16 protein-coding genes, 1 tRNA gene and 1 pseudogene are annotated in these 16,932 nt (G+C 61.5%); 14 read left to right on the top strand and 4 right to left on the bottom strand.

Annotation, left to right across the window (positions count from 1 at the left end; genetic code table 11):
* Window positions 1-5: 5 nt before the first annotated feature.
* From AC1DLV_RS10425 to AC1DLV_RS10410, 4 genes are all read left to right on the top strand, one after another.
* Complete coding sequence (locus AC1DLV_RS10425) at window positions 6-386, top strand: fimbrial protein (protein ID WP_476799458.1); 381 nt, start codon at window positions 6-8, stop codon at window positions 384-386.
* A complete protein-coding gene (locus tag AC1DLV_RS10420; RefSeq protein ID WP_476799457.1) occupies window positions 383-793 on the top strand; it encodes a VOC family protein in 411 nt (136 codons plus the stop codon). The genes AC1DLV_RS10425 and AC1DLV_RS10420 overlap by 4 nt, the downstream gene beginning before the upstream one ends.
* Before the next feature lie 76 nt (window positions 794-869).
* Window positions 870-944, top strand: a tRNA-Glu gene (locus AC1DLV_RS10415).
* Between the two features lie 247 nt (window positions 945-1,191).
* Entirely contained in the window at window positions 1,192-1,530 is a 339-nt protein-coding gene (locus AC1DLV_RS10410; RefSeq protein WP_476799456.1) for a hypothetical protein, read from the top strand.
* A gap of 102 nt (window positions 1,531-1,632) precedes the next feature.
* Here AC1DLV_RS10410 and AC1DLV_RS10405 read toward each other — a convergent pair whose 3' ends face one another.
* A complete protein-coding gene (locus AC1DLV_RS10405; RefSeq protein ID WP_476799455.1) occupies window positions 1,633-2,103 on the bottom strand; it encodes an Lrp/AsnC family transcriptional regulator in 471 nt (156 codons plus the stop codon).
* A gap of 109 nt (window positions 2,104-2,212) precedes the next feature.
* On the opposite strand from AC1DLV_RS10405, the gene AC1DLV_RS10400 reads away from it, so the two are divergent.
* The 3 genes and pseudogenes from AC1DLV_RS10400 to AC1DLV_RS10390 all read left to right on the top strand — a co-directional run bounded on the left by AC1DLV_RS10400 (window position 2,213) and on the right by AC1DLV_RS10390 (window position 5,016).
* Window positions 2,213-3,688 (top strand): aminotransferase class V-fold PLP-dependent enzyme, encoded by a 1,476-nt coding sequence (locus AC1DLV_RS10400; protein ID WP_476799454.1) that lies wholly within the window; start codon window positions 2,213-2,215, stop codon window positions 3,686-3,688.
* A gap of 9 nt (window positions 3,689-3,697) precedes the next feature.
* Window positions 3,698-4,570, top strand: a pseudogene (locus tag AC1DLV_RS10395) (MBL fold metallo-hydrolase); the annotation flags it as partial.
* Window positions 4,571-4,656: 86 nt separating this feature from the next.
* Window positions 4,657-5,016: an XRE family transcriptional regulator gene (locus AC1DLV_RS10390; protein WP_476799453.1), complete on the top strand. Its 360-nt coding sequence runs from the start codon at window positions 4,657-4,659 to the stop codon at window positions 5,014-5,016.
* Window positions 5,017-5,035: 19 nt separating this feature from the next.
* Here AC1DLV_RS10390 and AC1DLV_RS10385 read toward each other — a convergent pair whose 3' ends face one another.
* The 3 genes from AC1DLV_RS10385 to AC1DLV_RS10375 all read right to left on the bottom strand — a co-directional run bounded on the left by AC1DLV_RS10385 (window position 5,036) and on the right by AC1DLV_RS10375 (window position 6,429).
* On the bottom strand, window positions 5,036-5,431 hold the full coding sequence (locus AC1DLV_RS10385; RefSeq protein ID WP_476799452.1) for an iron chaperone: 396 nt from the start codon (window positions 5,429-5,431) through the stop codon (window positions 5,036-5,038).
* Window positions 5,432-5,440: 9 nt separating this feature from the next.
* On the bottom strand, window positions 5,441-5,947 hold the full coding sequence (locus tag AC1DLV_RS10380) for a hypothetical protein (RefSeq protein WP_476799451.1): 507 nt from the start codon (window positions 5,945-5,947) through the stop codon (window positions 5,441-5,443).
* Between the two features lie 254 nt (window positions 5,948-6,201).
* Window positions 6,202-6,429 carry a hypothetical protein gene (locus AC1DLV_RS10375; RefSeq protein WP_476799450.1) on the bottom strand — a complete coding sequence of 76 codons (228 nt, stop codon included), beginning with the start codon at window positions 6,427-6,429 and terminating at the stop codon, window positions 6,202-6,204.
* A 1,235-nt stretch (window positions 6,430-7,664) separates the two neighbouring features.
* Between AC1DLV_RS10375 and AC1DLV_RS10370 the strand changes: the two genes are divergently transcribed.
* The 7 genes from AC1DLV_RS10370 to phoU all read left to right on the top strand — a co-directional run bounded on the left by AC1DLV_RS10370 (window position 7,665) and on the right by phoU (window position 16,915).
* Complete coding sequence (locus AC1DLV_RS10370; RefSeq protein WP_476799551.1) at window positions 7,665-8,021, top strand: putative quinol monooxygenase; 357 nt, start codon at window positions 7,665-7,667, stop codon at window positions 8,019-8,021.
* Window positions 8,022-8,140: 119 nt separating this feature from the next.
* Window positions 8,141-11,089 (top strand): response regulator, encoded by a 2,949-nt coding sequence (locus AC1DLV_RS10365; RefSeq protein WP_476799449.1) that lies wholly within the window; start codon window positions 8,141-8,143, stop codon window positions 11,087-11,089.
* A 309-nt stretch (window positions 11,090-11,398) separates the two neighbouring features.
* Window positions 11,399-12,436 (top strand): substrate-binding domain-containing protein, encoded by a 1,038-nt coding sequence (locus AC1DLV_RS10360; protein WP_476799448.1) that lies wholly within the window; start codon window positions 11,399-11,401, stop codon window positions 12,434-12,436.
* Between the two features lie 104 nt (window positions 12,437-12,540).
* Entirely contained in the window at window positions 12,541-14,007 is a 1,467-nt protein-coding gene (gene pstC / locus AC1DLV_RS10355) for a phosphate ABC transporter permease subunit PstC (protein WP_476799447.1), read from the top strand.
* Entirely contained in the window at window positions 14,004-15,320 is a 1,317-nt protein-coding gene (pstA, locus tag AC1DLV_RS10350; protein WP_476799446.1) for a phosphate ABC transporter permease PstA, read from the top strand. Before pstC ends, pstA begins: the two co-directional genes overlap by 4 nt.
* A gap of 24 nt (window positions 15,321-15,344) precedes the next feature.
* Window positions 15,345-16,166 carry a phosphate ABC transporter ATP-binding protein PstB gene (gene pstB / locus AC1DLV_RS10345; RefSeq protein WP_476783091.1) on the top strand — a complete coding sequence of 274 codons (822 nt, stop codon included), beginning with the start codon at window positions 15,345-15,347 and terminating at the stop codon, window positions 16,164-16,166.
* 41 nt (window positions 16,167-16,207) lie between these two features.
* Window positions 16,208-16,915 (top strand): phosphate signaling complex protein PhoU, encoded by a 708-nt coding sequence (gene phoU, locus AC1DLV_RS10340; RefSeq protein ID WP_476799445.1) that lies wholly within the window; start codon window positions 16,208-16,210, stop codon window positions 16,913-16,915.
* The last annotated feature ends 17 nt before the right edge of the window (window positions 16,916-16,932 follow it).

Here is a 16,932-nt window from a genome sequence, read left to right as displayed (position 1 = left end):
TTGCCATGTCTCGGCCCGCTATTGAAGAAGAAGACAAGCCGCTCGACCCGTCGGTTGAGCGCGTCCGCAGGAAACTCGTCCGCTTCTTCATCATCAATTTAGGGCTGTTGTTGGTCGCCCTTATGGCTGTCATTGGCGGCATTGTCTACAAATCGCGAACGGCTGAGCCTGCTGCCGCTGTTGTGGGCGGTGAAATTCCCGTGGCCGCGGGCAGCCAATTGAGCGGCGACATCGTCTTGCCCGCAGGCGCAAAGATCGCGTCGCAGTCGCTTTCCGGCAACCGCATCTCGATCGACGCGGAACTCGCCGACGGCAGCCACACGATCTATGTCTACGACATCGTCCAGCGTCGGCTGATCGGCCAGTTCGCAGTCAAAGCGCAGTGAGCGGGTTCCCTGCCTCAGGGCGCAAGGTCGCCACGGTTTCGGTTGTCGTCGCCGACTACGACCAGGCGATCGCTTGGTATGTCGAAAGGCTTGGTTTCGTCCTCGCCGAAGACGTCGATCTCGGCGGCGGCAAGCGCTGGGTGACGGTCGAGCCGGGCGGTGGGCAAGGTGCGAGGCTTTTGCTCGCCAAGGCGGACGGCGCAGCGCAAGCGGCTGCCGTCGGCAACCAGACGGGGGGCCGCGTGTTTCTCTTCCTTGAGACCGACGATTTTGCTCGGGACCATGCGTTGATGCTTGCCAAGGGGGTCGAATTCCGCGAAGCGCCGCGCCATGAAGCCTATGGCACGGTCGCCGTATTCGCCGATCTCTGCGGTAATCTGTGGGATCTGCTCGAACCCAAGAAGTAATTGGCGCATTGCAATAATATCACGGCCGAGGCTGTTGCTTTTTCGAAAACGCCAGCCTATATCGCCGATCTCGGCTGCGCCCATCGTCTAGCGGTCAGGACACCGCCCTCTCACGGCGGGAACAGGGGTTCGATTCCCCTTGGGCGTACCAAGCAAATCAAGCGCATAGCCGCGCCGCTGCAAAATCCATCAATAACGGTCGTTCTGTATGCTGCCTGGCGGGTCGCTAGACTGGCGGCTTGACGTACTACCAAGCCCCACGTTCAATCGCCGACAGACCGGCCGGGGGATGCGGCTATGGCGGTATCAGACAAAGCCAGTAGGTCTGCCGTCGTGGAAGAGAAACACGCCTCGACAAACGCAATGAATGACGCGAGGCGATCTTGAGGGGCTTGGGGATGAAGAAGGAAGGGCTGCTGGCCGCCATGGTCATGCTCGCGGTCGCTGGGTGTACGACACCGCCCGCCGAGTATGCAGCCACGCTCTCGACCCAAGACGCAAAATGGCGGTCGCCGGAGTGTGAACAAAGCCGCGCCGCGGCATTGAACTACGAGGCGGGAGAAAAGAAGACATTGAGCATACCGGCCAGTCTGTTGCTTGGCCCGTATGGGCTTGGCATCGCGCTGGCTGGAAAAGAGCATCAAGAAAAAAAACGAAAGCTACTCGCCCGCGATATGCATATGCGATGCTCAAGCCTGCCTATTCCGAAAAGTCTACAAATCAATCCGGATATGTAGGGGTTGTGTCTCGGGGAACATGGAATGCAGCCAGCTTTTGGCCGCATCCGCGCGGTGGCGGCCATGCGGCTCCCAGGCTGACAGCGTGTCTTGCAGTCGGTTTCACCGCAGGCGGCTCAGATCCGCCGCACGATTGTCGACGATGGCTTCCATCGAGAAGAAGCCGGTTACCGTCGCCAGGTCGAAATTGGTGATGAGCTTCTGGTAGAAGGCGTCGTAGCCCGACATGCCCTTGGTCACCACCTTGATCAGATAGTCCCAGTCGCCGCCGATGCGGTAGAAGTCGATCACTTCGGGCAGGCGCTCGACATGCTTGCGGAAATTGTCGGCCCACTCCTTTGAGTGATGGCGGGTGCGGATCATGACGAAGACCGTCAGATCATAGCCGAGCGCCGACAAATCGATGTCTGCATGCGTCCCGCGGATGAGGCCGCTGGTGTTGAGCCGCTGCAGGCGGCGCCAGCAGGCGTTCTGCGACAGCCCGACACGCTCGGCCAGATCGCGCTGCGAAATTGCGCCGTCCTTTTGCAGGCACGACAGGATCTTGAGATCTATCTCGTCTATTTTTTCCATATTGGCGATCATATGACCCAAGTTTGCGCTAAAGTCGCGTGAAAACGATGAAGTTTCAACTGTAGCATCGGACTAAAATCACCCTTGGTACGTTCCCGGGAGAGATTCGATGGAAACCAAGTGCTCCGACAAGCCAGCTGGCTTGCTGCAAAAATTCAGCCAGGACCTGTCTGTCGGCGATGTGGTTGCGGAACTCCGGAATGGCTTGGTCGGCAAGGGCGCTAGAGTTGACGGGCCGTTCGGCCCCAAGGCTCTGGTCTATGCGGATTATGTAGCCTCAGGGCGGGCGCTGATGCAGATCGAGCGCTTCATTCTCGAAGAGGTTCTGCCCTACTACGCCAACAGCCATACCGAGGCGTCTTATTGCGGCGGCATGATGACCCGCCTGCGCCGCGAAGCGCGCGCTGCGATTGCCGATTGCTGTGGCGCCAGCGAAAAGCATGCGGTCATCTTCGCCGGCTCGGGCGCTACCGCCGGCATCAACCGGCTGGTCAAGCTTCTTGGTGTCACTGATGCAGTTGCTTCGGGCAAGCGCGTGCGTGTCGTCATCGGCCCTTACGAGCACCATTCGAACATCCTGCCCTGGCGCGAAAGCGGCGCAGACGTCATCGAGATCGCAGAATGTGCCAAGGGCGGGCCTGATCTCCAAGCACTCGGCGACGTGCTGCAAAATGCGGCCGACCTCACGGTCTGCGCGTTTTCGGCAGCCTCCAACGTCACCGGCATCATCACCGATGTCGCAGCCGTCACCAGGCAAGTGAAGGCGGCGGGCGCGAAGATGGTCTGGGACTATGCCGGTGCCGGGCCCTACATGCCGATCGCGATGTCGCCCGAAAGTGACGCCGACATCGACGCGATAGTCATCTCGCCGCACAAGTTTCTGGGCGGTCCGGGCGCCTCGGGCGTGCTGATCGTGCGCCGCGATGCGGTTGCGACGGACAAGCCGTCCTGGCCTGGTGGCGGCACAGTCAAGTTCGTCTCGCCGACCAGTCACGACTACAGCACCTCCCTGGAAGCGCGCGAGGAAGCGGGTACCCCCAACGTCGTCGGCGACATCCGCGCGGCCCTTGCTTTCCTGGTCAAGGATGCGCTCGGCGCGGAGGCGATGCAGGCCCGCAACGCCGAATTGACCCAGTGCGCCATGGCCGCATGGGAGGGCGTTGAAAACATCGAATTGCTTGGCGCGCTGTCGCCGCAACGGTTGCCGATCTTTTCGTTCCGCGTGAAGGACGGCAAGGGCGGCTATGTCCACCAGCAGCTCGTCACCCGCATGCTGAGCGACCGCTTCGGCATTCAGGCACGCGGCGGCTGCGCTTGTGCCGGACCTTATGTGCATCGGCTCTTGTCGATCGGCGAAGCGGAATCGCAGCGCATGCGCGAAGCTATCCTTGCCGGTAACGAGATCAGCAAGCCTGGCTTCATCAGGCTCAATTTCAGCGTGCTGTTGCCGGAGGAGAAAGTGCAGTTCATCCTTGATGCGGTGAGGCAGTTGGCGGGGGACGCGATGCAGTACCAATCACGCTATGATTTCGACGCCAGCCGCGCGATCTTTTACCCGCGCAATGTCGAAATGGCGGAGGCTTGAGAGATGGCTAGACCCGATATCGCCGCCTTCTTCGATCCGCGCACCTGGTCGGTGCAATATGTCGTTTCCGACCCGCGAACCAGGCAATGCGCAATCATCGATCCGGTTCTCGATTTCGATGAGAAGTCGGGTGCGACGGCGACGACCAATGCCGACCGGCTGCTCGATTTCGTTCGCGCGCAGGACCTCGAAGTGCAGTGGATTCTCGACACGCACCCGCATGCCGACCATTTCTCGGCTGCATCTTACCTGAAGGCCAAGACCGGTGCGCCGACGGCGATCGGAGCGCGCATCGTCGATGTGCAGAAGCTGTGGGCCGGTATCTACAACTGGCCGAGCCTGCGCACCGACGGCTCGCAATGGGATCGCCTGTTCGACAAGGGCGATACGTTCGAGATCGGGGGCATCAAGGCAGGCGTGATGTTTTCGCCCGGCCATACGCTGGCTTCGGTGACTTATGTCGTGGGTGATGCCGCCTTCGTGCACGACACCGTCTTCATGCCTGACAGTGGCACGGCGCGCACGGATTTCCCCGGCGGCAGCGCCAATGCGCTGTGGGCGACGATCCAGGACATTGTGGCGCTGCCGGACGACACGCGCATTTTCGTCGGCCATGACTACCAGCCGGGTGGCCGCGAGCCGCTCTGGGAAAGCACCGTTGCCGCCCAGAAAAACCACAACATCCACCTGACGCGCTATGAACGGGAAGAGGACTTCGTGGCGTTCCGCAACGAGCGCGACAGCACCTTGCCGATGCCCAAGCTGATCCTGCATGCGCTGCAGATCAACATCAATGGCGGCAGGTTTCCCGAACCGGAAGCCAACGGCAAGCGCTATCTGAAGTTCCCGCTGGATGCGCTGAACGGAGCTGCCTGGGGTTAGCTCTGTGTCGGCGATGGCGACAGATCGTCCATCGCCGGGGCATGCTCTTGAACCGGTGATCCCCCTTTCGTAGCTTCGCCGGACTCATGCCCGCGTTGCCGCAAGGCCTTTCGCGCTGGCGGTTGGATTTGGAGATGCTGCTCATGATGACCGGACCGATCTGCAAGGCTGCGCGCGCGATTGTTGAAATCACGCGGGCGAAACTGGCGACCGCGTCGAATGTGGACGAGCTGGTCATCGAGGCGTTTGAAAGACAGATCTCGATTCCCGCCGACGATACCATCCTTGCGCTGCAATCGGCGCTGGAGCGGCTTGGAGCTGTGTTCATTCCCGAGGAAGGCGCCAATGGCGCGGGCGTCCGGCTCAAGTTCAGCCGTTCGGTAACACGACGCCTGTCGACGCTGGAAGGCGAAGGCGGCCCTGTGGCGAGCGACGACGTTCCCTGACGGCAGCGCGCGCCATTAATCAGCGGCGCTTGGGCTTGGCTGCCCTTGCCTTTTGCTCTTCGGCAACTTCCTCGGCGCGGAGCCTGGTCACGCGTTCGATCAGTTTCACCGGCACGGGTTCGGCGAGCGGAAACCGCAGCGTGCCCTTGCCGGCGACATAAGGCATGATCTCGTCCTTGAGCGTTGCGACGAGATGAGCGGAGGCGGGGTGGAGCGAATAGTGCTCTTTCCAGCCGGAGAAATAGATCACCTGGGCCCCATCCAGCTTGTAGGCAGGGATCTGGTAGGAGATGACCTCCTTGGCGGCTGGCAGGATGTCGCGGATGATGGCGCGGACTTTTTCCAGTGTGTCTCTTGAGGCTTCCGGTTGGGCTGCGATGTATTCGTCGACGGAACTGAAGTCGGACTTGGCCATGGCGTCCCCTCAGGGATTTGTCGCCGCCGGCAGAGCCCGTGAAAACTCGACGCCGTCGATGATGAACAGTTGAGGAGCGGGAGCGGCGGCGACGCGTTCGATGCCGTCATCACACGAAAACACCGGCCAGCCGGTGTCCGTGCACAAGATGTCGACGAACCAGTTGCCGAGCTGGTTGGTCATGCTGATCCGCAAGGCGCCGTCGCGCAAGCGGCGGACATGCGAGCCGTTCGCCGCCGTCCAGGTCCAGGGTCCGCCAAGTGGCGGTCGGGCAAGCAGGATGAAGGGATAGACCTGCTGGGGCAGGCCCTCATACTCCGCAGCGTTGCGATAGCGCATCATCGCGGTGGCGTAGTTGGCGGCAATAGCGGGCCAAGGTGCATAGAGCGCGGCCAAGCCATGTTGATGCGGATCGGTGAGCAACTGACGGCCATGAGTCGCTTCGCCCCGGGCCGCCGATGACGCGGCGAGGATGACGATTATCGTGGCAACCAGCGTAGCGAGACGTTGCGTCATATGCCCGGATTGGATGGACCTGCCGGGTGACATTGTCGTCGCTCAACAGCGCAGGATCAATGGGCGGATGAAAATCCGCATGCCTGATCGCAGAAAAAGTCGGAGATGTAGGCCAAAACACCACATTCGGGCGTCAGAGGCGTTTGGAAATCAGGGAAAATCCAGGTGAAACGCACGATGCACACCCGAAAGCGCCGCGCTTTCGGGTGTTTGTGTGCCATCGCACTTTGCCTGAGGTTCTGGCAGCCTGAAATTCAGGCTGCGTTTCTCGTCCGAAGCCGCGGTATGCTCGCCAGCAGCAGATCCTTGTCGCGCACGCCGCTACGGTAGAGCTTGAGAAGAGTCCTCGCTATTTCGCTTGCCCACACCGAGCTGGGGTCTTCGCCGCGTTCGAGGCAAATCTGGTCGAACACACGCTGAAGAAGCGCGAGATCCTTGGGATAAATCGGGGAGTTCGGCTGGGTGAAAAGTACGTGCTCCATAGTCTTCTCCCATATGGGGCTTGTCTTTTGTGTTCTTGCTGCTGAGTTTTTGCCTGCTGGTTGTCGTGGTCAGCCAAGCTGACCGAAGTGGATGCTTAAACCCTGACTATGCCTGCCGACATAGAATGGGGATAGAGTTCAGCATCGTTAGAAGTACCTGGCGCAGGCGATAGCATCGACATGCCTCCTCGAGGCAAAGATTGCATGCTGGCGTGGTTCATTTCAGGGCGGAAATTTTGCTCTACAACCCACGTCATGTCGAGTCACCCTGGGTTGTATCGGAGTTGCGAGGCGACCCTGCCAGGTTCGACGAAAAAACCCGCCGCGAGGGGCTGCGGCGGGTCTTTCCGGAGCGTGGCTGAAAGGAAAAGACCACACTCATTTGCGCGTTAACGCCTGAAACTGAACTCGCAAACAGGGTCGCGGTTCCATCCTGGCGAACGATGGGCGCTGCCGTCGCGATCACGAATTATGAAAGGCGGGAACCGATCCGTGGCGGGGGCATTGAGCGACGTTGCCGTCATTTGCGGCCAAAGGAGGCCACGTTCAAAGGAGGAAAGTATGTCACACAAGCTCATGACAACTTTGATTCTGTCGATAGGTCTTTCCACTGCGGCATTGGCACAGACAACAGGTTCGATCCAAAGGGCGCCTGACCGGGCAGCCCAGTCGATCGGAGAGGCTCAATATCCTGGCAATGTAGCTGGCACTATGAACTTCGGCGCTGAGATGAGGGCTCATTGGCAGTCGCTTAGCCCTCTGCAGCAGGCGCAAGTGAAGAACGATTGCGCATCGCAGACGTCTGGAGGAACAGACGGGAACCAGCGGCTCAATCTGGCAGCACCCTTGGCCGGAACGTCCCGCATGTGCTCCTGGGTCAACACCCTATAAGCACGACTGTTGCGGTGATTGACGCAAATCGGCTCCGCTCATGCATATCGGAGCGGAGCTTGTGCTGGTGACGCTTGGTGGAATTGCGCTGTGATGATTGTCACGCGCCTTTACCAATTGTTCACCAAACGACCGCACCATTGACATGCGCAATGTATCGAGTGCGCGTCTTTGGCAACGCCCGGCGGGCTGCACACCCTTCTGCCCGCCGGTGTCTGCCGGACTATCCCGGCCTTTCCAACAACTCCGGCATGACTTAGCCTGACGCGACCGTCCGGGCTGAGGCGGCTGAATGGCGGCCGTCAGGCCACAGATCGCAAGAAGGGCATGAACGCTTGGCTGAAATGACCATCATCGTCGAGTTCGAGACACTGGAAGGGGCGGAGGAGCAGTTCCTCGACCTGATCTCGGAACATGCGCGCGCGACCTTGCAGGAGGAGCCGGGCTGCCTGCGCTTCGAAGTGATCAAGCCGGTGGAGCGCGACGGCAGCGCGATTGCCAACAAGGTGATGGTCAACGAGCTTTATGCCGATGAAGCGGCCGTTGCAGCGCACGAGCGCAACCCGCGCATGTCGGACGTGCAGGCGGCACTTTCGCCCTTGCTCAAGTCGCGCCGGCTGATCCTGGCCAAGTCGCTTGGCCTGGTGGATCCCAATGGCGGCATGCGCCCCGAAGAACTCAATGCCGCCAACGACGACTAGCAGCCGCGTACGTACTGACGTGCGGCGTTAAGGTTAGTCAGTCGTTAATGCTTCTGCGGCAAGGTTGGCGGCGGCGGTCTGCGGGGGAGCAGCATCGCCCTTGCATGCAGGGCTGACGGATGCGGAAAATTCTGGGGTCGTCGGACGTCAACGATCCGACCGGCGAGCCGGCCAATGGCCAGGCGATGACGATCGAGGCTCGCAACAATCGGGCCTTGGACGACGTAAATTTGCCTTATGCCGATCTCGAACGGACGATCGATTCGATGAATATGGGCGTGGTGCTGGTCGACGCCGGGCTCAGCGTGCTGTTCCTCAACCAGGCTTTCTACGAGATATGGAAGGTCACCGTCGATCAGGTCGCCGCCGGCTGCCCGTTCAGGACGCTGATGGACGTCAACCGCCACAACGGCGTCTACGCCATCGCCGACGACAAGTGGGAAGGCTACGTCGCCTCACGCGAGGCTGAGATCCTGGCCGGCGACGTTGCGCCGCGCGAGTTCCGCCGCGCTGACGGCTGCACCATCATCTATTCGGTGACGGCCCTTTCGGGCGGCAAGCGGCTGGTTTCTTATTACGACGTCAGCGAGATGAAACAGCGTGAGGTCGAAGCGGTCGAGGCGCGCCACCGCTTGGCGGAAGTGCTCGAATCGCTGCCGGCGGGCGTCGTCATCTACGACCGCGACGACCGTTTCGTGCTCGCCAACCGCAAGCTCAAGAATGCGCTGCCGGCGCTCGGCGATGTCATGACCGAAGGCAGCTCGCTGCGCGACAGCCTGGTTGTGGCACAGCGCTCCGGCTACTACCGCGACACCGGCGACGCCGAGCTCGATGCCCTTTACGATGCCGATCCGGAAGCCTGGGTCGAGGGCATGATCGGGCACTATCACACCAACCAGGCGGTGCGCGAGCGGCGCAATCCCGACGGACGCTGGTATCAGGTGTTCGACCAGCGGCTCGCCGACGGCACTTTCATCGGCGTACGTGTCGATATCACCGAGCTGAAGCTGCGTGAACGCGCGCTGCAGGAAAGCATGCGCGAAAACGAGGTTTTCCGCAGCCTCATCGACAATGTGCCGGTGTCGATCTACGCCAAGCATGACGATCTCAGGCTGATGTATGTCAACCAGGGCTGGTGCGAGCTGACCGGCTATTCCAAGCAGGAAGCGATCGGCAAGACCGACCTGGAGATCTTCGGCCCCGAAGGCGAGCCATTCATGGAGGCCGACCGCGAGGTCATGCGGCGCGGCACGACCGTGGAGATCGAAGAGACGGCGACATGTGCCGACGGCATTGTGCGTCACCAGTTCGCCCGAAAGGGCGCCATGGTAGCGTCGGACGGCTCGCTCTACCTGATCGGTTCGACGACCAACATCACCGAACTGAAACAGCGCGAGGCCGAGCTTGAGGAGGCGCAGCGCCGGGCGGTGCTGGCAGACCGGGCCAAGTCGGAATTCCTCGCCAATATGAGCCACGAAATCCGCACGCCGATGAATGGCGTGCTGGGGATGGCCGAGCTTCTGGCGAAGTCCGATCTCGACCCCAAGCAAAAGACCTTCACCGACATCATCGTCAAATCGGGCAATGCGCTTTTGACGATCATCAACGACATCCTGGATTTCTCGAAGATCGATGCCGGTCAGCTGGTACTCGATCCGATCCCGTTCAACCTGTCGGAGGCGATCGAGGACGTCGCCACGCTGATGTCGACCCGGGCCAAGGAGAAGGATCTCGAGCTGATCGTGCGCATGCAGCCCGATCTCCGGCACCTCTATGTAGGCGATGTCGGACGCATCAGGCAGATCATCACCAATTTGCTCGGCAATGCGGTGAAGTTCACCGATTCGGGCCATGTGCTTGTCGATGTGACGGGCCGCAGCGACGGCGAAGAGACCAAGCTGCATGTCGCTGTGACCGACACCGGCATCGGCATTCCCGAAGCCAAGCTCAAGCTGGTGTTCGAAAAGTTCAGCCAGGTCGATGCGTCGTCGACCCGCCGTCACGAAGGCACCGGCCTTGGGCTCGCCATTACTTCGCGGCTCGTCGACATGATGGGCGGCGAGATCGGGGTGGAGAGCGGCGAGGGCGCAGGCTCGACCTTCTGGTTCACGCTGAAATTGCCCAATGCCGGACGGCTGGAGACAAGGCCGGCGGCGCTGATCGATGTGACCGGCGCGCGCGTGCTGATCGTCGACGACAATGCCGTCAACCGCACGATCCTGACCGAGCAGATGCTGTCATGGGGGTTTGATTCCTGCGCTGCGCAAAGCGGTGCGGAAGGACTTCGGGTGTTGACCGCTGCGCATGCGCTGGGGGTCAAGGTCGACTGCGTCGTGCTCGACTATCAGATGCCGGGCATGACCGGTGCCGAGATGGCGCGGCTGGTGCGCCAGACACCAGGCTTGGCCGAGACACCGATCGTCATGCTGACCTCGGTCGACCAGTCGCTGTCGGGTCCCGGATATCGCGACCTTGCCATCGATGCCCAGCTGATCAAGCCGGCGCGCTCGTCAGCTCTACTTGAGGCGCTGGTCGCGACGATCCAGCGGCGGCGCACGCCCAACCTCACGCCGGTTCAGGCAGCCGAGGCGATAATGCCGGCTAAGAATGCGCATAGCCCGGCGCCCAATGTCACGCGCTTGCGAGGCGGGCAGCGGCCGGCAGGCGAACGTGGGCTCGACATTCTCGTTGCCGAAGACAACGAAGTGAACCAGATGGTTTTCAGCCAGATACTGGCCGAGACCGAACTGAGCTTCGAGATTGTCGGCAACGGCCGGCGCGCGGTCGCCGCATATAACGAACGTCGGCCGCGGATGATCCTGATGGATGTGTCGATGCCCGAGATGAATGGGCTCGAAGCAACGGGCGAAATCCGCAAGCTGGAACGTGGCACGGGCACGCGCGTGCCGATCATCGGCGTCACCGCGCATGCGCTCAAGGGCGACAAGGACCGCTGCCTCGAAGCTGGCATGGACGACTACCTGCCCAAGCCGATCAGCCCGCGCGCCTTGCTCGAAAAGATCGAGCGCTGGTCGTGGCATGATGACGGGCGCCGCGACGCGATCTAGAATCAGGCGATGCCGGCCTGACTGAATCTTCCACACGCGCCAGGCCAGCGTTCGAAGACTGTGGAAATGTGACAAGCCAATGTGACAAAGGCCAGCCTGCCGTAGGGGTAGGCGGGTTGCTTTCGCGTCTCGTCTGTTGTTTGCCTCGCGCCGGCAAAGGATCGAGGAAACGACCCCTTGGCCGCTCTGCACAGCGACCGTTACAGGGGTGACACGAAACTGTCATCTAACTGTAATAGAGGGGGGCTATTGGCTCACCGGGCGCCGATGAAAGGCGTCATGCGAGATACTCCACAGGAGCAGGCCCCAATGAAAAAAGCTCTTCTCACTGCGTCGGCTGCTGCCTTCGCGATCGCTGCCTCGGTAGGCTATGCCTCGGCGCGCGACCAGGTCCAGGTTGCCGGTTCCTCGACCGTTCTGCCTTATGCAAAGATCGTTGCCGAGCACTTCGGTGAAACCTTCACCAACTTCAAGACCCCGGTGGTCGAGTCCGGCGGCAGCGGCGCCGGCATCAAGGAATTCTGCAAGGGCGTCGGCGAAAACACCATCGACATCGCCAACTCCTCGCGCCCGATCAAGAAGGACGAAATCCAGTCCTGCGTCGACGCTGGCGTCAAGGACATCCAGGAAGTGAAGATCGGCTATGACGGCATCGTCTTTGCAACCGACGTCAAGGGCCCTGACTGGGCGCTGACCCCTGAAGACGTCTACAAGGCGCTCGCCGCCAAGGTTGTCGTGGACGGCAAGCTGGTTGCCAATCCGAACACCAAGTGGAACCAGGTCAACCCGAACCTGCCGGCCTGGGACATCGCGGCCTACATTCCGGGCGAAAAGCACGGCACCCGCGAAGTGTTCGAAGAAAAGCTTTTGATCGCCGGCTGCAAGAAGCTCGGCGGCGTTGAAGCCGGCAAGGCTTCGGGCCTCGACGACAAGGCCGCCGAAGCAGCCTGCAAGGCCGTGCGCAAGGACGGCAAGGCCATCGACATCGATGGCGACTACTCCGAGACGCTTGCCCGCATCGATAGCAACAAGACCGGCGTCGGCGTGTTCGGCCTCGCCTTCTACGAAAACAACGCCGACAAGCTGAAGGTCGCTACCGTTGGTGGCATTGTGCCTTCGGTGGAGACCATCTCCTCTGGCGAGTATCCGGTGTCGCGTCCGCTGTTCTTCTACGTCAAGAAGGCACATCTCGGCGTCATTCCGGGCCTGAAGGAATATGTCGAGTTCTTCCTCGACGACCAGATGGTCGGACCGGAAAGCCCGCTCGCCGACTACGGCCTGGTTGCCGCTCCTGACGCAGAGCGCGCTGCCCAGCGCGAAGCCTTCGGCGCCGGCAAGACCATGTAATTTTCGAACTGCCACGGGGCGGCGGAATTATATCCGCCGCCCCGTGGAATATTCCGCCGACTGTTCCGTTCGGCACAGAGAACTGAATTCACCGAGGCCGGCCCATGTCTTTCCTGCTCGTCTTCGCCATCGTACTCGCAATAGGATTGGTGGCCTTCGTGGTCGGCCGACAAAGGGCGCGTGCGCAAGATGACGGCACGGTCAAGCCGCACTCGCGTGCGCACTACCACGGCTGGTGGGCGTTCCTGACGGGCGTGGTTCCGGCCGTATTGTTTCTCGCAGCCTGGGATACCGGCGCGAGCGCTTATCTCAACAGTCATATCCACGCGGCCCTGCCGGCCGAAGTCGCCGACGGCACCGTCGCGCATGAAGATCTCGCCGCCGGCCTGGTCAAGAGCCTAGCCAATGGCCTGCGCAGGCTCGATAGCCAAACGCTTGCCGCCCTGCCGTCGAGCTTTGCCGAACTGCAGCCGCTGCTCGCCGTAAAGGGCGTGGCGCTGGCGCCCGACACGCAAGACTACATGATCCCGATCGCGACCGAGGCCAACCGCGTCTCCGACCGCCTCGACATGATCGCGGCCGTCGTTTCGATCGGCCTTGCTCTGTTCGGTGCCGGTTTTGGGCTCAGTCGCGTCAGCCCGCGTGCCCAGGCGCGCAACAATGTCGAGAAGGTGATGCTGTGGAGCCTGCTTGGCGCCTCGACCCTCGCCATCCTGACGACCATCGGCATCGTTTTGTCGATGCTGTTCCAGACCATCGCCTTCTTCGAAAAGATCCCGCTGACCAACTTCTTTTTCGGCACTGTGTGGGACCCGCGTTTTGCTGCTGCCGGTTCGGGCGGCGCCGAGGGCCAGTTCGGCCTGATCCCGCTTCTGGCAGGCACGCTCTACATCGCCTTCGTCGCCCTGCTGGTGGCCGTGCCGGTAGGCCTGATGTCGGCGGTCTACATGTCGGAATATGCGGCCCCCAAGGTGCGCGCGGTGGTCAAGCCGGCGCTCGAACTGCTCGCCGGTATCCCGACCATCGTCTACGGTATCTTCGCGCTCGTTACGCTCGGGCCTTTCCTGCGCGACATCAGCGCAGCACTGACCGGCGGCACACCGTTCATCCAGGCGCAGAGCATCCTGACCGCCGGCCTGGTGATGGGTGTGATGCTGATCCCCGTCGTCTCTTCGCTTTCCGACGACATCATCACCGCCGTGCCGCGCTCCATGCGTGACGGTTCGCTCGGGCTTGGCGCGACGCGCTCTGAAACCATCAAGCGCGTCGTCCTCCCAGCCGCCTTGCCCGGCATCGTCGGTGCCATCCTGCTCACCGCATCGCGCGCCATCGGCGAAACGATGATCGTGGTGCTGGCGGCAGGTGTGGCCGCCAACCTGACGCTCAATCCGTTCGAGGCGATGACCACCATCACCGTCAAGATCGTCAACCAGCTGACCGGCGACCTTGAGTTCAACACGCCGCAGACGCTTGTGGCCTTCGCGCTCGGCATCACGCTCTTCGCGCTGACCTTGGTGATGAACATCGTCGCGCTTTACATCGTCCGGAAGTACCGGGAGCAATACGAATGACCGATATTTCGCTCGACACGCCGACCGCGTCGGTAGCCCGTCCGCGCCGCGACATCGGCATCAAGAAACGCTACGCCGCCGAGCGCCGGTTCCGCCTTTATGGCGTGCTCGCCATTGCCGTCGGCCTGGCGTTCCTGGGGATCATGTTGACCTCGATCGTCTCCAAGGGCTACACCGCCTTCTGGCAGACGACGGTGACGTTGCCGATCCATTTCGACGAAAAGATCATCGACCCGAGCAACAAGCGGGCGACCGATCCGAACGTGCTGATCATGGCGAACTATCCCAAGCTCGCCGAGGCAGCACTGATCGAAAAGCTCGGCATCGACCCGAACGACAAGGCCGAGGTCCGCAAGCTCAAGGGCTTCTTGTCCGATAGCTCGCGTGTCCAGCTCAGGGCCATTGTTGCGGCGGACCCGTCGGTCATCGGCACCACGCGCAATGTCGATATCCTTGCCGCAGCCAATCTCGACTCGGCCTTCAAGGGCCAGATCGATCTCGACGTGCCGGAAAGCCGCCGCAAGGTGTCGGACCAGCAGGTCGAGTGGATGAACAAGCTCAAGGCCGAAGGCGTGATGGCCGAACACTTCAACACCGGGCTGTTCAGCTATGGCGCGTCGAGCCGGCCGGAAACGTCAGGCGTCGGCGTCGCACTCATCGGCTCGTTCTACATGATGGGGATCGTGCTGCTGCTGGCGTTGCCGATCGGTGTTGCCGCCTCGATCTATCTCGAGGAGTTCGCCAAGAAGAGCCGCTTCACCGACATCATCGAGGTCAACATCAACAACCTAGCCGCCGTGCCGTCGATCGTCTTCGGCCTGCTTGGTCTTGCGGTGTTCATCAATTTCCTCGGCCTGCCACGATCGGCATCCTTCGTTGGCGGCCTGGTGCTGACGCTGATGACGCTGCCGACGATCATCATCGCGACGCGTGCGGCACTCGCCGCAGTGCCGCCGTCGATCCGTTCGGCGGCGCTGGGCCTTGGTGCTTCGAAGATGCAGATGGTGTTCCATCACATCCTGCCGCTGGCAGCCCCCGGCATCCTGACCGGCACGATCATTGGGCTCGCACGCGCGCTCGGCGAGACGGCGCCGCTTCTGCTGATTGGCATGGTCGCTTTCGTCGCCGACTATCCCACGACGCCATTCGATCCGGCGACGGCCTTGCCGGTGCAGATCTACATGTGGGCGAACGAGGCTGAACGCGCCTTTGTCGAGCGCATGTCGGGCGCCATCATCATCCTTTTGATCTTCCTCATGGCCATGAACATCGTCGCCATCGTCCTGCGCCGCCGCTTCGAGCGCCGCTGGTAGGGCATGGACAAGGAGTATCCTGCTATGAACATCATGACCGAGAAAAAACTCGAAGACGCGGTAAATGCCGAGATGAACAGACCCAACGAAATCATCAAGATGCGCGGCGACCAGGTCACCGTGCACTATGGCGACAAGCAGGCGCTGTTCGGTGTCAATCTGGACGTCCGACAGAACCAGGTGACAGCGCTGATCGGCCCTTCGGGCTGTGGCAAGTCGACCTTCCTGCGTTGCCTCAACCGCATGAACGACACCATCGACGCAGCTCGTGTCGGCGGCAAGATCACGCTCGACAACGAGGATATCTACGATCCCAAGATCGACGTGGTCGAACTGCGCGCGCGTGTCGGCATGGTGTTCCAGAAGCCGAACCCGTTCCCCAAGTCGATCTACGAAAACGTCGCCTATGGCCCACGTATCCACGGCCTTGCCAAGAACAAGGCCGAGCTCGACGTGATCGTCGAGAAGAGCCTGCAGAAGGCGGCCCTGTGGAACGAAGCCAAGGACCGTCTCAACGAGCCGGGCACCGGCCTGTCGGGTGGCCAGCAGCAGCGCCTGTGCATCGCGCGCGCCATTGCGGTGTCGCCTGAGGTGATCCTGATGGACGAGCCGTGCTCGGCACTCGATCCGATCGCCACCGCGAAGGTGGAGGAGCTGATCGACGAGCTGCGCGAGAACTACACGATCGTGATCGTGACGCACTCGATGCAGCAGGCGGCACGCGTGTCGCAGCGCACCGCGATGTTCCACCTCGGCTATCTCGTCGAGGAAGGCGCTACCGACAAGATGTTCACCAACCCCGACGACAAGCGGACGCAGGACTACATCACCGGCCGCTTCGGCTGAGTGGACGTTTTCGCCGCGGTATACGAGACGAGGAATAAATCATGGGCGAACATACAGTCCGGTCCTTCGACGAAGAACTCCAGCATGTCGACCAGCTCATCCGTGACATGGGCGATCTTGGCAGCTCGATGGTTGCCGGTGCCATCCGTGCGCTGTTGTCGTCCGACCAGGCGCTGGCGCAAAGCGTTGTCGCCGACGACACGATCATGGACGCCAAGCAGCGCGAACTCGACAACAGCGCCATCACGCTGATCGCCAAGCGCCAGCCGATGGCCCAGGATCTGCGCGCCGTGGTCGGCGCCATCCGCATGGCGGGCGATCTCGAACGCATCGGCGATCTTGCCAAGAACATCGCCAAGCGCGTTGGCGCCGTCGGCCAATCGCCGACGCCACGCAATCTTTCGCATTCGATCGATGCCATGGCACAGCTGGTGCTCGACCAGGTGCGGGGCGTGGTTGATCTCTATGTCGCGCGTCAGGCCGAGGGCCTGAAGAACTTGCGCGCCGACGACCAGAAGATCGACATCCAGTACAACGCCGTGTTCCGCGAGCTCCTGACCTACATGATGGAAGATCCGCGCAACATCACTGCCTGCACGCATCTTTTGTTCTGCGCCAAAAACCTGGAGCGCATTGGCGACCATGTCACCAACATCGCCGAGAACGCGTATTTCGTGGTGACCGGCACGCAGCTGCCGCTCCACCGGCCGAAGGTTGAAGAAACCACGTCGCCGGTTTCGGCCACCTGAACTCCAACATAGAGGAC

Source organism: Aminobacter sp. 01T433 (assembly GCF_056398585.1).
Note: the sequence above shows the minus strand (reverse complement) of the source record. Positions and strands in the feature narration are given on the sequence as shown.

Excerpts from the sequence above, each read along its gene's own strand:
- phoU (WP_476799445.1), top strand. The coding sequence starts at position 16,208 with ATGGGCGAACATACAGTCCGGTCCTTCGACGAAGAACTCCAGCATGTC.
- AC1DLV_RS10380 (WP_476799451.1), bottom strand. The coding sequence starts at position 5,947 with ATGACGCAACGTCTCGCTACGCTGGTTGCCACGATAATCGTCATCCTC.
- AC1DLV_RS10360 (WP_476799448.1), top strand. The coding sequence starts at position 11,399 with ATGAAAAAAGCTCTTCTCACTGCGTCGGCTGCTGCCTTCGCGATCGCT.
- pstC (WP_476799447.1), top strand. The coding sequence starts at position 12,541 with ATGTCTTTCCTGCTCGTCTTCGCCATCGTACTCGCAATAGGATTGGTG.
- AC1DLV_RS10385 (WP_476799452.1), bottom strand. The coding sequence starts at position 5,431 with ATGGCCAAGTCCGACTTCAGTTCCGTCGACGAATACATCGCAGCCCAA.
- AC1DLV_RS10390 (WP_476799453.1), top strand. The coding sequence starts at position 4,657 with ATGCCCGCGTTGCCGCAAGGCCTTTCGCGCTGGCGGTTGGATTTGGAG.
- AC1DLV_RS10375 (WP_476799450.1), bottom strand. The coding sequence starts at position 6,429 with ATGGAGCACGTACTTTTCACCCAGCCGAACTCCCCGATTTATCCCAAG.
- pstB (WP_476783091.1), top strand. The coding sequence starts at position 15,345 with ATGAACATCATGACCGAGAAAAAACTCGAAGACGCGGTAAATGCCGAG.
- AC1DLV_RS10425 (WP_476799458.1), top strand. The coding sequence starts at position 6 with ATGTCTCGGCCCGCTATTGAAGAAGAAGACAAGCCGCTCGACCCGTCG.
- AC1DLV_RS10400 (WP_476799454.1), top strand. The coding sequence starts at position 2,213 with ATGGAAACCAAGTGCTCCGACAAGCCAGCTGGCTTGCTGCAAAAATTC.
- AC1DLV_RS10370 (WP_476799551.1), top strand. The coding sequence starts at position 7,665 with ATGACCATCATCGTCGAGTTCGAGACACTGGAAGGGGCGGAGGAGCAG.
- AC1DLV_RS10410 (WP_476799456.1), top strand. The coding sequence starts at position 1,192 with ATGAAGAAGGAAGGGCTGCTGGCCGCCATGGTCATGCTCGCGGTCGCT.
- AC1DLV_RS10405 (WP_476799455.1), bottom strand. The coding sequence starts at position 2,103 with ATGGAAAAAATAGACGAGATAGATCTCAAGATCCTGTCGTGCCTGCAA.
- AC1DLV_RS10365 (WP_476799449.1), top strand. The coding sequence starts at position 8,141 with ATGCGGAAAATTCTGGGGTCGTCGGACGTCAACGATCCGACCGGCGAG.
- pstA (WP_476799446.1), top strand. The coding sequence starts at position 14,004 with ATGACCGATATTTCGCTCGACACGCCGACCGCGTCGGTAGCCCGTCCG.